13 protein-coding genes are annotated in these 13,712 nt (G+C 43.2%); 2 read left to right on the top strand and 11 right to left on the bottom strand.

The genetic code is table 11. From position 1 onward, the window contains the following. Positions 1-110: 110 nt before the first annotated feature. The 5 genes from satA to ACWHAR_RS01975 form a co-directional block, all read right to left on the bottom strand. Positions 111-632 carry a streptothricin N-acetyltransferase SatA gene (gene satA / locus ACWHAR_RS01995; protein ID WP_029326061.1) on the bottom strand — a complete coding sequence of 174 codons (522 nt, stop codon included), beginning with the start codon at positions 630-632 and terminating at the stop codon, positions 111-113. A 157-nt stretch (positions 633-789) separates the two neighbouring features. Then, positions 790-1,290, bottom strand: coding sequence for a DinB family protein (locus tag ACWHAR_RS01990; protein ID WP_003152812.1), 501 nt, complete (start codon positions 1,288-1,290; stop codon positions 790-792). Positions 1,291-1,507: 217 nt separating this feature from the next. After that, positions 1,508-1,759, bottom strand: a complete 252-nt coding sequence (locus ACWHAR_RS01985; protein WP_025285029.1) for a DUF2651 family protein — start codon at positions 1,757-1,759, stop codon at positions 1,508-1,510. A 258-nt stretch (positions 1,760-2,017) separates the two neighbouring features. Continuing rightward, on the bottom strand, positions 2,018-2,821 hold the full coding sequence (locus ACWHAR_RS01980; RefSeq protein WP_032873907.1) for an HAD-IIB family hydrolase: 804 nt from the start codon (positions 2,819-2,821) through the stop codon (positions 2,018-2,020). A 32-nt stretch (positions 2,822-2,853) separates the two neighbouring features. After that, positions 2,854-3,666, bottom strand: a complete 813-nt coding sequence (locus tag ACWHAR_RS01975) for a Cof-type HAD-IIB family hydrolase (protein ID WP_032873906.1) — start codon at positions 3,664-3,666, stop codon at positions 2,854-2,856. Between the two features lie 236 nt (positions 3,667-3,902). On the opposite strand from ACWHAR_RS01975, the gene ACWHAR_RS01970 reads away from it, so the two are divergent. Continuing rightward, positions 3,903-4,628 (top strand): MurR/RpiR family transcriptional regulator, encoded by a 726-nt coding sequence (locus ACWHAR_RS01970; RefSeq protein ID WP_007612737.1) that lies wholly within the window; start codon positions 3,903-3,905, stop codon positions 4,626-4,628. A gap of 95 nt (positions 4,629-4,723) precedes the next feature. On the opposite strand, the gene manA is transcribed toward ACWHAR_RS01970, so the two are convergent. From manA to ACWHAR_RS01940, 6 genes are all read right to left on the bottom strand, one after another. Further along, the gene (gene manA, locus ACWHAR_RS01965) at positions 4,724-5,671 is read right to left on the bottom strand and encodes a mannose-6-phosphate isomerase, class I (protein WP_032873905.1); all 948 of its coding nucleotides are present in this window, start codon (positions 5,669-5,671) and stop codon (positions 4,724-4,726) included. Between the two features lie 14 nt (positions 5,672-5,685). After that, positions 5,686-7,644: a fructose-specific PTS transporter subunit EIIC gene (locus ACWHAR_RS01960; RefSeq protein ID WP_032873904.1), complete on the bottom strand. Its 1,959-nt coding sequence runs from the start codon at positions 7,642-7,644 to the stop codon at positions 5,686-5,688. 152 nt (positions 7,645-7,796) lie between these two features. Further along, positions 7,797-9,749, bottom strand: a complete 1,953-nt coding sequence (locus ACWHAR_RS01955) for a BglG family transcription antiterminator (protein ID WP_032873903.1) — start codon at positions 9,747-9,749, stop codon at positions 7,797-7,799. A 229-nt stretch (positions 9,750-9,978) separates the two neighbouring features. Continuing rightward, positions 9,979-10,896: an MBL fold metallo-hydrolase gene (locus ACWHAR_RS01950; RefSeq protein WP_032873902.1), complete on the bottom strand. Its 918-nt coding sequence runs from the start codon at positions 10,894-10,896 to the stop codon at positions 9,979-9,981. Between the two features lie 46 nt (positions 10,897-10,942). Then, complete coding sequence (ybaK, locus tag ACWHAR_RS01945; RefSeq protein WP_032873901.1) at positions 10,943-11,425, bottom strand: Cys-tRNA(Pro) deacylase; 483 nt, start codon at positions 11,423-11,425, stop codon at positions 10,943-10,945. 67 nt (positions 11,426-11,492) lie between these two features. After that, complete coding sequence (locus ACWHAR_RS01940; protein WP_032873900.1) at positions 11,493-12,377, bottom strand: LysR family transcriptional regulator; 885 nt, start codon at positions 12,375-12,377, stop codon at positions 11,493-11,495. Positions 12,378-12,500: 123 nt separating this feature from the next. Between ACWHAR_RS01940 and ACWHAR_RS01935 the strand changes: the two genes are divergently transcribed. Next, on the top strand, positions 12,501-13,709 hold the full coding sequence (locus ACWHAR_RS01935; protein WP_032873899.1) for an MFS transporter: 1,209 nt from the start codon (positions 12,501-12,503) through the stop codon (positions 13,707-13,709). The last annotated feature ends 3 nt before the right edge of the window (positions 13,710-13,712 follow it).

The following is a 13,712-nucleotide window of genomic DNA, read 5'->3' as shown; positions in this document are numbered from 1 at the left end:
TAACTCCCCCTGCATTGGTTGATATACCTTATTATAAATCCTCAAGCCGATGTTTTGAATACTTTGCGACACACACTCGCTAAATGACGAAACATCAAATACTGTTATCTTTAAAATTTACAGTACCAAAAAACCGCAATTTCATTTGCTGTTGAAAAATTGGAATAAAGCATTGTATCGACCGCTCCTATGACAAAGTTATTTTTGGCATAAAAATGACAAGCTGAAACATTAATATCTTGTGTTTCAAGCATAAGACCGCATAAATGATTCTCCTTTGCCCACTCAATCGCTTTATGTAATAAAGCCGTCCCGACACCATTTTTTCTATAATCTTTTGCAACGGCAATGTCTTCAATCAGTGCGTATCCATTCCAATTAGAACGAAGCTTACTCCGGCCGACACAGTCGTTCTCTGCGTAATAAAAAAAGACAGCTTTATCCTCTTCTTCAATATAACTGACATCAATGTCTTCATCGTCATATTTTTTGACATAAGGTTCAGCAAATTTCTCCTCTGTATATGTCCAAACATTGTCCTCAAATGAAGGGATTATTCTCCCTGAAACAACGAAAGGTTCGTTTGGTTTATTGAAGTCTTTCATATTGAATCGAGTCATTTTAGTTATCATCATAATCACCTTTCTGCATTTATTGACCTTAATTTACATCTTTTGAACTGTTGATTCGTCTGCATGTCATGGATACCGGTTTAATAACTCTAAAAAACAAAAAAGATACCAACATCGATTGGTATCATCTATTCATTCGAGCCCTTACATCAACATCCTATTTCGGAGCTTCCAAACCGAATGTTGTCCATTCCTCTTTTGCCGGACCATAAATACCCGGAACAGGTAAACCTGCTTGTCTCATAAGGACAGTCATTTGTCCTCGATGATGGTTTTGATGTTGAATTAAAAACATCAAAAGTGAACCATTCGGCAATTGCTGACCAATAAAGTTGACACATTCTTGAAGTGTATCGTCAGTCCATTGCGTTTTTAACGCCTGTACAAATGCATTACTGGCTTGATGATAACTCTCAGCAATAAACCGCGCCGATGCAGGAACAGGATAATCTTCAGCCGGAGCGTGAAACGTTAAATCTGTGTTTGAGGTAATGATGTGAATGGCCGCGACAGTATGCCATGCAATACGGCCTAAAGTCCAATGTTGTGAAGTGATTTCTTGTTTAAGTGATTCATCAGTCAGATGATTCAGCAGTTTCTGTGTCGCATCGGCTTCGAACTCCCAAGATTTCAAAAAATGGTCTAAGGTTTGAAACATAAAAATCCTCCTTATCCTTTTTTGTTTTTCTATGTATCTACAGTTCAATTATAGTGCTCCGCTTAGTTAAAAAAGAACAAAACGATAGACAGACATTTTTAACAGAAAGCCCGATCTGACAACAACAGACAAAATATAAGAACATAACGGATAACTCTATCCTTCTTTTTCTTCAATCGACAAAAAAAAGATAGCTGTTCAAACAGGATTCTTCTGTCTAATATTTTCGCTTTGCAAAAGTCCATATCGTCTTAGTGATTGAACCGGAGACAAAACAGCTCCCCGTCATCATAGCCACCCAAATGAAAAATGTCGGTTCGGCACCTATTACAATAAACATAAATATCAAGGACAAAATGAAGACAATAACAACCATCATCCATACTTTTTTAAAGATGAAATACCCTAATATCCCTAACAGAAAAGAAGCTGCCGGAAGAAAAATAAGAATGATATACGCGGGACTCAACAGCGGGCTAATACAAACACCTCCCAATTTATTTAAAAACGAGGAAGTTCCTGCTTTTTGTCTGATATGAAATGATTTTTTTCATCTTGATATTATGCCGTTTCATTCATTTTATACATATTATACCAATACAATCGAGTCAAATATAGATATTTATTCATTTTTAACATATTTTAGGGAAATCAAGAGTGAATTAAAGTCTGAGGATAGCCCGCTTTTTCTTTCCCTAGTAAGTCCTGCCGCATTGGCTTTAGCCCATCATTGTTTTTGCAGCGCTAATATTCTCATAATCGTGTGCATGACGCTGCTTTCCTCATTTGATTTGATGACAAAGTGCGCCGCATCTTTTATTTCGTCAATGGCATTCTTAACCGCAAAGCTGTAGGATGCCGCTTCCATCAATTCTTTGTCATTGCGGCCGTCACCGAACGCCATTGTTTCATCAGCCGAAACCCCTAATAATCGCTGCAGTTCTTGTACTGTTGTTCCTTTATGTATTCCGATATTTGATATGTCCATCCAGGTATCCTCTGATGCTACGATATATAATTGGTGAAAAAATTCATGCAGCTTTTCTCTCGTTTCCGGACAGTTGGCGTCGGGATCATGAACCGTAATCTTGATAAAATCGTCTTTTATCTCAGTAAAATCAGTTATTCTCGTTACATGTGCATAAGAGGCATTTACATATTTCATCTCACTTTCAGACAGATTTTCTTTTACGATCGCGCCATTTTTTGTGCATGCGATAATGCTATGCCCGCAGCTGATTTTTTCTAAAGCGCCTATAATTGACAGTCCCGCTTCATTGCTGATCAAAGATTCATATACGAATTTGCCGTTCTTTTTTATACGTGTGGCACTGTCTCCTAAAATCCAAAAATCTTTCGCATCTTCTCCGAATAAAGCTTCCACCCTTTCACACTGCTTCCCGGTGCAGATGGCGAAAGCGACATGCTGTTCCTCCATTACTCGTTTTGTCTTTTCAAATAACGTTCTGTCAAAATCGCCTTGATTATTTAAAAATGTGCCGTCTAAATCCGTAATCACTAATTTAATCATCGTTCAGCACCTCCGCAGTTAAAACGTCTTTTTCAGACAAAGGGTTTTTCACATTTGAGAATGGAATCAATCGCATTTAAGACCCCTTCTTCATTGTTTGATTGCGTGATATGCGTGGCAGCCTGTTTAATGCTTTCCTGCGCATTATCCATAGCGACTCCGTATTTCACGGCAGACACCATCTCCAAATCATTGCCGCTGTCTCCGAAGGCCGCGCATTCTTCATCATTTATCCCCCATTGTTTCTGGAGAAGCTTAATCCCGCTTGCTTTATGAAGCCCCGGTATGATCAGATCTATGTCACCGTGCCCGCTTGATACAGGCGTGACGAAAGACCCGATGGCGTCTTTTAAATGCCTCAGAAGTGCGGAACAATGTTCGGCGGGAAAGCTGATGGAAAATTTCAAAATGTCATCATCGATGTTTTCAAAATGCGGCACCCTTTTTAACACATAATAATACTTACTGGCATGCAGATATTCATCTTCACTGGCATTTTCATGAATATACGCGCTTTTTTTTCCGCAGACAATGACGTTTTTCACCTCATACTGCTCTAAAGCACGGATCACTGCTTTTATAGTGTCTTCAGACATGTTACCCGCGAATAATTCTTCTCCGGCATTCACGACGAAAGCGCCATTCTCGGAAACGAAAGCGATTTCACTTTCGATCTCTGGAAAAAAGGATGTAAGCTGCGCATACTGGTTTCCGCTTGCTACGGCAAATTTAATTCCCCGCGCTTTTAATTCACGATACTGATTCATAAAACGCTCTTTGTTGTATGCCATTTCATCATCCAAAAACGTTCCGTCCATATCAACCGCTATCAGTTTGATACTCATATTGTCCTCCTTTTTTCGGCCGCTTTTGTCAGAGACCCTTAAAGAGATCATGCATAAAGCGTATGAACGAATTATATCCGCAGTTGTTTTGCGCCGTAAATCATTGGCTGACGTCTTGTTTTGAATGACACAAAAAGTGATTTGTCACATAAATATAACACTATGTTTCTTTTAAAAATGATATGTTACGATTAGATGTACATTCACCATTCTCATAAAAAGGAGAATCCCCCTGCATGTTCACACACGAAATGATTGCTTCATTTAACGAGCTTGAAACTTCTTTATACAACTACATCTCCCAAAACAGCGAGAAAGTCGTCTATATGCGAATCCGTGAATTGGCAAATGAAACCCATGTATCTACGGCTTCTATTTTACGTTTCTGCAAAAAAATAAACTGTGAAGGGTTTTCGGAGTTTAAGGTGAAGCTGAAAATGTATACGGAGGCAAATAAAAAAACGATTTTAAAGAGTCCCCATCATTCCGTTGCCGAGTTTTTTGAAAGAACAGTAAGCGGAGGGATGGAAGAAAAGCTGAAGGAAGCAGCAGCCCTTGCGGCCGATGCAGAAAGCGTCATTTTTATCGGAGTGGGAAGTTCAGGAATTCTCGCCGAATACGGAGCCAGATATTTTTCGTGCTTAGGAAAACTTTCAATGTATATTAAAGATCCTTACTTTCCGGCCCATTCCCATTTCCGTCATAACAGCATCACGATCGCATTATCGGTTTCAGGTGAAGGAGATTCTACGGTGACTCATCTGAATCAGCTGAAACAAGAAGGCAGCCGGGTCATCAGTATTACAAATCATAAACATTCAACCATTGCCAAAATGTCCGATGTGAATATTTCATATTACGTGACGGAAGAATGGGTTGAAAATGCGAATGTCACCACCCAAATCCCCGCTATGTACATACTTGAATCGATGGCTCGGGAGATATACAAATTGAGAGAATAAATTCAGGAACGAAAACACTGATACGCTGGAAATTTCGGTATTTTTGCAAAAGTGATGAGAAACCCTTCTCTGATGCAAGAGAAGGGTTTTGAGGATCACAGATGAGACACAATACAATTTGCATGGCCTGCCAGTTTATATTCTCCCAAACCGGAAGGCAGGAGAATATGATCTCCTTTTCTAAATGGATATTCATGCCCGCCTGCAATCATTATTCCATCTCCTTCGATCACGCTGACAAGAAGGAAAGGATGATGCTGGAATAGATTTGCTTCACCTTTCACAACCCACTTTTCGACTGAAAAATAAGGACATTCTATTAAAACAGCTGCCAGCAGATCATCTGTTTGTTTATAGTGAATGGTCGGCCGTTCACGGACAGATGGAACGTCTATCACGTCTATACCTTTTTCCAGATGGAGCTCGCGCATCCTGCCGTCCGCATCTTTTCTTCCGTAATCATACAATCTGTAAGTCGTATCTGAATTTTGCTGCGTCTCTAAAATAAGTGTGCCCTTTCCAATCGCGTGAACGGTGCCGCTTGGAACATAGAAGAAATCTCCCGGCTTTACCTTAACTCTGTTCAGGAGCCCGTCCCATTCTCCGCGCTCAATCATGGATATCAGTTCTTCTTTTGTTGTTGCGTTGTGGCCGAAAATGATCTCCGCCTCTTTTGCACAATCAATGATATACCAGCATTCGGTTTTTCCAAGTTCCCCGTTTTCATGCATTTTGGCAAAGTCATCATTCGGATGCACCTGGACGGAAAGGTCTTGGTCCGCGTCCAAAATTTTTGTAAGAAGAGGAAAACGGCTTCCTTCAAGGTTTCCGAATAAATCTCTGTGATGCTCCCACAATTCACCGAGCGTACATCCTTTATACATGCCGTTTCGAACTGTGCTCTGTCCATTTTGATGAGCGGCGAAGGCCCAGCACTCCCCTGTCCGCTCGGACGGAATATTATAGTGAAAATTACGCAGGGCGGCGCCTCCCCAAATTCTTTCTTTGAAAACCGGATTGAAAAATATCGGTTCAGTAGACATGATCATCCCCCGCTTTATTCGATTTCTTCCAGAAGCTCATACGCCTCTTCTTTTGTCTGCACGGCGAGCAGCCTTTCCCGATAGCTGTCATCCATCAGTTTTCGGGATAACATCTGCAATATTTTCAGATGCTGATTTCCGCCGCTTTCCTTCGGTACGGCAATCATAAAAATCAGTTTTGCATCAGAACCATCAAGGCTGTTCCAGTCAACACCCGAACGTCTTATTCCGAATGCGACACCCGGCGTTTTGACGGCTTCAGACTTTCCGTGCGGAATGGCGATATTCATACCTATCGCCGTGGTTCCCTGCTGTTCCCGGCTCAAAATGGCCTGCTTAAATCCGCTGTCAGACAGCAGCATACCTTTACGGGACATTTTCTCGATCATTTCATCGATAATGTCATCCCTCGTTTCGCCGGATAAATGCGGTTCAATCAAGTCTGTACTGATAATGTCAGTCAGTTTTTTGATTTCGGTCATCCCGGCTTTTCGGCTGTCAGCCTGAGATGGTTCCTTTGTTTCTTTTGCCGCTGCAGCTTCATTTGGTTCGGCAGACGGCAGCACCTCGCCGGGCGCGGGGGATTTCGCCATATCTTTCTTCAGTACATTAACCAACAGAGCGGTGACAAGAGAGCCTGCTGTTACAGCGATAAAAAACATCAGTACATGATCTACTGCTCCAAGTACAGCAACGATGGGGCCGCCGTGTGCCACTCTGTCCCCCACATGTCCGATCATCGCTATCACCGAGCCGGTCATAGAACCCGCCATAATACTCGGGATCACTCGAAGGGGGTCTTGGGCCGCAAATGGAATGGCTCCTTCCGTGATACCGAAAAGGCCCATCGTAAATGATGCTTTTCCCATTTCTCTTTCTGCGGCGGCGAATTTTCTTTTTCCTAAAAACGTCGCAATCCCAAGCCCTATCGGCGGTATACAAATGGAAACGGCAATCGGGCCCATAATTTCATAATTTCCTTCTCCGATCATTGCCGATCCGAAAAGAAAGGCCACCTTGTTTACGGGTCCTCCCATATCAAAGGAGATCATCGCTCCTAAAATCAATGCCAGAAGAATTGAGCTCGAACCTTTCATTCCCGCAAGCCACACCGTTAATGATGCGAAAATATGAGCGACGGGGGCGCCGATCAGAAATACAAACGCCAAACCGACGATCAGTGAGGCAAACACCGGAATAATAATGATCGGCATAATCGGCTGTATTGCTTTAGGAACTTTACATTTTTTGATTCCAAGCGCCGCATATCCCGCCAAAAATCCCGCAATGATTCCTCCAAGGAATCCTGCGCCGCTTGCACCGTCGTAAAAGCTGCCGGATGCCGCAATATATCCGCCGATCATTCCGGGGACAAGACCCGGCTTATCAGCGATGCTGAACGCGATGTACCCGGCTAAAATCGGGATCATGAATGAAAAAGAAGCACTGCCGATCTGTTCAATCGTTTTCCAAAAAGACTCGTCCGGAATGACTAAGCCCTTTGGTGTTTTTTCTCCTCCAAGCGTCAATGCAACCGCTATCAATAATCCGCCGACGACAATGAAAGGAACCATAAAAGAAACGCCGTTCATTAAATGACGGTAAATCGGGTTTTGTTTTTTGCCCTGCTGACTTGCGGATTCAGCTTTTGAAGCAGATTGATAGACCGGCACTTCACCGCTAAGCGCTTTTTGAATTAATTCTTCCGGTTTGCGGATGCCTTCCTGAACCCCGACGGCCAACAGCTTTTTTCCCGCGAATCGGTCTTTGTTCACCGAACGGTCCGCCGCGATAATGATTGCGTCTGCTTCCCGGATTTCCTCTTCGGTCAGCCTATTTTCCACCCCGATTCCGCCCTGGGTTTCCACTTTGATCTCAACGCCTAATCTGCCGGCTGCTTTTTGTAAATTTTCAGCAGCCATATACGTATGGGCAATGCCGTTCGGACATGATGTAATCGCTAACAGTTTCATATAAATCCTCCTTTGCAGTCTGAATTTCAAGATCTTGTCTCAACTTTATACTGAAATCAGCCTGTGATAAGCGCGTTTTTTTACCATAAGTTCCGGAAATAACGGCATTTTTCCCTATAAACAGAAAAAAAGCAGGGAGCCATTCCCTGCTTTTAATAGTTTAAATACGATAAAAACGTCATTACATTTTTTTCTTCCGTCAGTTTTTGAATAAATGCCGGCTGCTCGCTAAGATAGGAAAGCTCACTGAATAATTGCTTTACCTTGTTTTGATCTTCATGTTTGACGGCAAGCATAAAAACGAGCGACACCTTTTCCGTCCCCCACTCAATCGGCTCTTTTAAGGTGGCGATTGCAATGGCTGATTGTTTGATATATTTAGAGTTCGCGTGAGGGATAGCAATACCCGCCCCGATATTTGTCGCCGACATTTTTTCTCTCATTACTGCATGAATGCCATACTCTTTTTCTACATAGCCTTTTTCATACAAAGCCTGCGCCAGCTTTTCAATGACCTGATAACGGTGCTCTGTCTCTTGCTGTAAAAAAACGAGAAACGGAGTCGTGTCGTTCAGCATTTTAAACGTTTTTTGCTCCCGGCGGTGTGATGTATCAAGCTGTTGCATAAATGCGCTGAGCTTCTTTTCATCAGCAGACTCCAAAAGCGGTGATACGACAATATGAGGGATCGTTACATTTCCAAGCCCTATCGTAGAAATGACGAAATCTATATCTTTATGCTTTTTGATATACTCTGTCAGCTCCGCTTTTGCGATACAGTCTTTTACCGTAATGTGATGAAATTTGCGTTCAATTTTAGTCCGCAGCAATTGCGACATGCCAATGCCCATATGGCAGACGATGATCGTTCTTTTAGGGTTATGACTGCTTCGGCGCAGCCGTTCGATCGCTGCCTGAAAATGCAGCGTCAAATATGCCGCCTCTTCTTCAGGAATACAGAGATCAAATGTTTGATTGATGTCTTCTAAAACGTCAATGATAAGATGAAACAAATAAGGGTACATTTTTTTGATGTCGTGAAGCATGGGGTTTGAAACAGAGAGATCATAGCTCAGCCGCTTCAACACCGGATCGAGATGAATGTTCAATCCATTGATCAGTTCCTGGTCTTTATGAAAATCCAGCTTTTGCAGTTCTGAAACACGATTGATCAAATGCCTGACGACTTTGGAAAGCTCAGAATCTTCAAGATCAAGCTTCTTTTCTTGCTGCGATGGATAGCGGACTTTCCCGCCTATTATATGTAAAGTTAAATAGACGGCTTCTTCCTCAGGAAACCGTATGGCAAATACCGGCTCAAGCCGTTTTAAACAAGCCAGTGTCCATTCATATTCTTTCTTCTTTTTTACCGCGTCCAGCTGTCTTGCAGAAATGGCGACCGGCTGTTTCATTTTGATACGGCGGATCGTCAGCAATGTATGCAGCAGCAAACTTTCAAATGTTTCATCCGTAAAATAGATAGAATGGTTTTTTTGTAATAACTTGATTTCTTTTCTCACAAAGTCCGCTTCATGACTTAAAAACTTACTTTTTATAAATTGGCTTGTAAATTCCGCATTATCAATCAAATCTGAAATTCGCGCCAATGCTTTTCTTTTGTTTTTTTCGTCTCCTTCAATCTTTAAGCCGAGCCGCTGTTTAGAAACCAGCGTGAGATCAAATCGCTTCAGCCACTCTTCAACCGCACTTACATCCTTTTTAATGGAAGCTCTGTTTACAAAATGCTGTGCGGCAATTTCTTTTGCGGAAACGGGCTTTGAATTCATTAATAAATCATAAGCGATGTGAAGTATTCTTTCTTCATCGGTCTTGTGCCTGCATGTAAAGTGCTCATTATAAATTTGCCGGCTTAACCGTGACCTTTCCTGTTCAGATATATGTAAATAGACGCCTAATCCCGGTTTGCGGATCAGCTGAGCTTGAGCATGTTCATTCAGGAAATCTTCAATCGTTTTCAAATCATTCCTGATCGTTTTTTCAGAACAGCGGACCCTGTCTGCGAAATCTTGCACAACTAAGTAGTCATCAGGTTCAGATAACAACAGATACAAAATCTTTTTCTGCCTTGAATTCATGTATTTCATCTGTTTTTCTATCCTTCCTGTCCGTTTCTGCTGGAGCAATTGTGATAGGTTAAATATACTGCGCATACGAAACCGCTTTCATTTTATAGTGAAACAAAAGAGTAAAAAGTTTTGTTTTTTACCGCAGGTTCCGGAAAAATCATGTTTTATACAGAGGCTGTTCACCTTTGATTGACAGCAAAACACCAACCGTTTTTAAACGATTGGTGTCGGCAGCGAAAACCTGCTGTTACAGCCAAAATGTTTCGCCAATCGCTAATGATTTCAGGTTTTCAGGAGGTAATGCAAGCCGGTCCCACTCGCCGTGCAGTCTGCTTAATGCTTCCGGTCCTGTATCATCAGCAAGCCGGAATGCCCCGTAATGCATGGGAATGAAGCTGTCAGCCTTCAGCTCCAAAAACGCTTTCACGGCGTCTTCCGGATTGATATGTGACACTTGCATAAACCATTCCGGTTCGTATGCCCCGATCGGCAACAGGGCCGCCTTAATACGAAACCTCTCTCCGATTTCTTTAAAGCCTTCAAAATAGCCTGTATCTCCTGCAAAATAGATGGACTCGCCGTTTTCGCTTTCTATGACCCAGCCTCCCCAATGAGAGGTATCGGTATCCCAAAGCGTTCTCCGTGTCCAATGCTGGGCCGGAACAAATGATATATTGACCCCCCGCATCTCAAAACGATCCCACCAATTCATTTCATGAACGTTTTTGCGGCCTTTTTTGTTGAACAGCTTTTTCAATCCCGCAGGCACGTAAAAATCCGGGTTTCCTCTCAGTTTTTTTATACTCGGAAAATCAAGATGATCATAATGCCCGTGTGAAATGAGCACGGCATCAATGTCAGGCAGTTCGCTCAATTCATATCCCGGCTCTGTCAGCCGTTTTTGAAAACCCATCCGCCGCGCCCATACAGGGTCGGTCATTATGTTAAGCCCCTGTATTTGGATCAGAAATGAAGAATGGCCGATCCATGTTATGGCGGTTTCCGTCCGATTGACGGCAACATCACGGACATCCCTAGTGACCGCTTTCGGAATGTTCTCGCTTAAGTCTTTACTTTTCTCTCTTCGTTCTTTCATCCATTTCCACATGTCCCTGAATCCATGTTCATTCTTCACGCCATTCAAGTTTTCATATCTTTTTTTCATTATCATTCTCCCTTGACACGTGTATTCCATTAGATTCATCGGACATTTATACAATGTCTGTAAATACCGCCCCGCTTGCTTCGGCTAAATCTTGAGGCGCTACTTTCAGCTGCATTCCGATTTTCCCCGCACTGACAATCATAAACTCCAGTGTTTCAGCGGATCTATCAATAAAAGTCGGAAACCTTTTTTTCATTCCGATCGGAGAGCAGCCGCCGCGCATATAGCCGGTTACTCCCAAAAGGTCCTTCATGGCAATCATTTCTATTTTCTTCTCACCTGCCGCCTTCGCAGCCTTTTTCAGATTCAGTTCTTTTGCAACGGGAACGACAAAGACGTAATAACGATCAGTTCCTGCAGATGCCACTAAGGTTTTATAAACATATTCGGCAGAGTATCCGATTTTTTGTGAAACGGAAAGACCGTCTGCGGGCTGTCCACCTTCTGTTTTGTAACCTAATAGCTCATAGGGAATGTTTTGCTGCTCAATGATACGGACAGCATTTGTTTTCACTGTTTTTTTCGCCATGGTTTTCCTCCGTTTTCTGTATTTCTTTCTGCTTTATTTTCAACTTCGATTTTAATAAAATGACCGCTCAGTTGCGTGCTTTGTAATACTCAAGTGCAAACTGTTTAAAACGCTCAGCAGCGGGAGAAAGAGCATGGTTTTTCAGCTGGGCTAACGCTATGGTGCGTTCGCATTGGTAATCTGCCACCGGAAGAAAAACGACCGGAAAGTATGAATGCTCCGCGGTTTTCGGCAGCACTGCAGCCCCCAGACCCGCGGCGGTCAGTCCTAATATGGTTGACACTTCCTCTCCTTCAAATGCGAGATGCGGGTGTATATTCAAATCCCGGCACATCAGATCAAACATATACCTCAGCCCGTATCCCGGTTTAAAACCCACAAAATCCTCGTCCTGCATCTCTTTCATTTGAATGCTTTTATTTCCTGCAAGCGGGTGGTTCTCAGGTAGCACCGCATAAAGAGGCTCTTTCTCCAGCACTGTCCATTGTAAAAGCTCGCTGGGAAGCGGCGGGGAGCTGAGACAGATATCCGCATCTCCCGTTTCCACCATTTTGCGAAGCGTTTCATTTGCGCCTTGATAAAGCCGGAAGGTCACGTTTGGGTATAGCTTTTTAAATTCGGCAATCAGCTGAGGCATTAAGCGCAGCCCGAGCGTATGAAGAAATGATACAGATATTTCGCCGTGCTCCAGGCTCATATTCTTTTTCACTTGTTCAACGCCTTCATTTAGAGCTCGTCTCGCTTGTTTTGCTTTTATTAAGAACTGCTCTCCGTGCCTTGTCAGCCGGACGGCTTTTGTCTCTCTGTAAAATAACAGCGCGCCTAATTCTTCTTCAAGCCTGATAATCGATCGGCTTAATGCCGGCTGAGAAATCATTCTTTCTTTTGCCGCATTTGTGAAATGCTGATGAGCTGCCGCCGCAATGAAGTTGTCAATTTGATGAAGCTCCATTTTCTCCTTCTCCCCTTTCTCATAACCTACACGCATTAATTCTATAGTTATTATAAATTAGACACATTGAAATGAAAAGCGTACGATACATATATAACCAACAGTGAGAAAAGAGGGACATTCATGACGTTTATTCAGCCTCATACAAAGGCTTACAGAAAGGCCAGCTTGGCTCTGTTTATCAGCGGCTTTGTGACATTCGCCACGCTTTACACGACACAGCCGCTTATGCCTTTGTTTTCGGAAGAGTTTCATATTTCCGCTGCGGCTGCCAGCTTAACTTTATCCATCTCAACAGCCGTTTTGGCATTTTCATTATTGGCCGCCGCTTCGTTGTCTGACGGATTCGGCAGAAAAAAATTAATGGTGCTGTCGTTAACAGCTACTTCTGTTTTAGGGTTATTAACAGCGTTCAGTCCGGCTTTTCCGGCGCTTTTGGCGATGAGGGGTCTGCTCGGTATTTTCCTGGCAGGCGTTCCGGCTGTCGCTATGACATATGTAGGCGAGGAGTTTGATCCGCAGGGACTCGGGAAAATGATGGGCCTGTATATCAGCGGCACAAGCATCGGGGGAATGAGCGGCAGGCTGTTAACGGGGCTTCTGACCGATGTATTCGGCTGGCGGCCCGCGCTTGCCATCATCGGCATTCTTTCTATTGTATTAAGCTATTTGTTTTGGCGTTTTCTTCCGGCTCCGCGCCATTCGTCTGAGCGGCATGCGGGCGTAAAAGCGGCATGTAAGGAATACGGAGCGGTTCTGCACCGCAAACGGCTGCTTTTGTTAATATCTCTGGGATTTATATTAATGGGGAGTTTTGTGACATTATATAATTATATCGGCTTTCATTTAATGGCGGCTCCTTACCATTTGTCGCAGACTGTGATCGGTTTTATTTTTATTGTCTATCTCGCGGGAACGTTCAGCTCGGTCTATATGGGGAAAAAAGCAGATCTTTTCGGAAGCGCGAAAATGATTAAGATTGCGATTTTTGTTATGCTTGCCGGCGCAGCGGTGACACTTTTGCCCCAGCTTGCGCTTAAAATCGCGGGGATTGCCGTCTTTACCTTCGGCTTTTTCGGCGCGCATTCGATCGCAAGCGCCTGGGTCGGCCGCGCAGCCGGTGATCATCGCGCGCAAGCCTCTTCATTATATCTGCTTGCATACTATATCGGTTCAAGTGTGGCCGGGTCTTGCGGCGGTTTCTTTTGGACGCATTTTCATTGGATCGGTATCATTTCATTTATTTCGGTTTTGCTATTGCTGTCTTATCCGGTTTTATTTCTGGCGGAATTCAGAAAAAAGGGACATAGCCGCCTGCATGTAAATCAATAAAAA

Source organism: Bacillus sp. LR--39 (assembly GCF_053613335.1).
Note: the sequence above shows the minus strand (reverse complement) of the source record. Positions and strands in the feature narration are given on the sequence as shown.

Excerpts from the sequence above, each read along its gene's own strand:
- satA (WP_029326061.1), bottom strand. The coding sequence starts at position 632 with ATGATAACTAAAATGACTCGATTCAATATGAAAGACTTCAATAAACCA.
- ACWHAR_RS01990 (WP_003152812.1), bottom strand. The coding sequence starts at position 1,290 with ATGTTTCAAACCTTAGACCATTTTTTGAAATCTTGGGAGTTCGAAGCC.
- ACWHAR_RS01980 (WP_032873907.1), bottom strand. The coding sequence starts at position 2,821 with ATGATTAAATTAGTGATTACGGATTTAGACGGCACATTTTTAAATAAT.
- ACWHAR_RS01975 (WP_032873906.1), bottom strand. The coding sequence starts at position 3,666 with ATGAGTATCAAACTGATAGCGGTTGATATGGACGGAACGTTTTTGGAT.
- ACWHAR_RS01970 (WP_007612737.1), top strand. The coding sequence starts at position 3,903 with ATGTTCACACACGAAATGATTGCTTCATTTAACGAGCTTGAAACTTCT.
- manA (WP_032873905.1), bottom strand. The coding sequence starts at position 5,671 with ATGTCTACTGAACCGATATTTTTCAATCCGGTTTTCAAAGAAAGAATT.
- ACWHAR_RS01960 (WP_032873904.1), bottom strand. The coding sequence starts at position 7,644 with ATGAAACTGTTAGCGATTACATCATGTCCGAACGGCATTGCCCATACG.
- ACWHAR_RS01955 (WP_032873903.1), bottom strand. The coding sequence starts at position 9,749 with ATGAAATACATGAATTCAAGGCAGAAAAAGATTTTGTATCTGTTGTTA.
- ACWHAR_RS01950 (WP_032873902.1), bottom strand. The coding sequence starts at position 10,896 with ATGAAAAAAAGATATGAAAACTTGAATGGCGTGAAGAATGAACATGGA.
- ybaK (WP_032873901.1), bottom strand. The coding sequence starts at position 11,425 with ATGGCGAAAAAAACAGTGAAAACAAATGCTGTCCGTATCATTGAGCAG.
- ACWHAR_RS01940 (WP_032873900.1), bottom strand. The coding sequence starts at position 12,377 with ATGGAGCTTCATCAAATTGACAACTTCATTGCGGCGGCAGCTCATCAG.
- ACWHAR_RS01935 (WP_032873899.1), top strand. The coding sequence starts at position 12,501 with ATGACGTTTATTCAGCCTCATACAAAGGCTTACAGAAAGGCCAGCTTG.